Source organism: Actinacidiphila acidipaludis (assembly GCF_019890725.1).
Classification (GTDB): domain Bacteria; phylum Actinomycetota; class Actinomycetes; order Streptomycetales; family Streptomycetaceae; genus Actinacidiphila; species Actinacidiphila acidipaludis.
Genome location: NZ_JAINZZ010000147.1, coordinates 1 through 705, shown reverse-complemented (window position 1 = coordinate 705; position 705 = coordinate 1). Strand labels below are relative to the sequence as shown.

Genomic DNA, 705 nt, shown 5'->3' with positions numbered 1-705 from the left:
TGCGCGAGGGCGGGGGCGTCGTTGGTGCCGTCGCCGGTCATCGCGACGAGCTTGCCGCCCTCCTGCTCCTGCTTGATCAGCGCCATCTTGTCCTCGGGCGTGGCCTCGGCGAGGAAGTCGTCGACGCCGGCCTCGTCCGCGATGGCCTTCGCGGTGAGCGGGTTGTCACCGGTGATCATCACGGTCTTGATGCCCATCCGGCGCAGCTCGTCGAACCGCTCCCGCATGCCGGCCTTCACGACGTCCTTGAGGTTGATCACGCCCAGGACGGTCGCGGTCACCTCGCCGTCGCGCCGGACGACCTCACCGACGACGAGCGGCGTGCCACCGCCCGCTGCGATGGAGTCGACCATCGGGCCGACCGCCTCGGTGGGGTGGCCGCCGTTGTCGCGGATCCACTTCATGACGGCGGTGGCCGCGCCCTTGCGCAGGGAGCGGTGGTCGCCGTCCTCGACGAGGTCGACGCCGCTCATCCGGGTCTGCGCGGTGAAGGGGACGAACTCGGCGTCCGGCAGCTGCCCCTCGGCGCGGCCGCGCAGGCCGTACCGCTCCTTGGCCAGGACCACGATGGATCGGCCCTCTGGGGTCTCGTCGGACAGCGACGAGAGCTGCGCCGCGTCCGCCAGCTCCTCCACGGTGACACCGGGGACGGGCAGGAACTCGGCGGCCTGCCGGTTGCCGAGGGTGATGGTGCCGGTCTTGTCC

General features: G+C 71.6%; 1 protein-coding gene. It reads right to left on the bottom strand.

Annotation, left to right across the window (positions count from 1 at the left end; all coding sequences use genetic code 11):
* On the bottom strand, positions 1–705 hold a 705-nt coding region (locus K7862_RS37070), incomplete at both ends, for an HAD-IC family P-type ATPase (protein WP_222970207.1).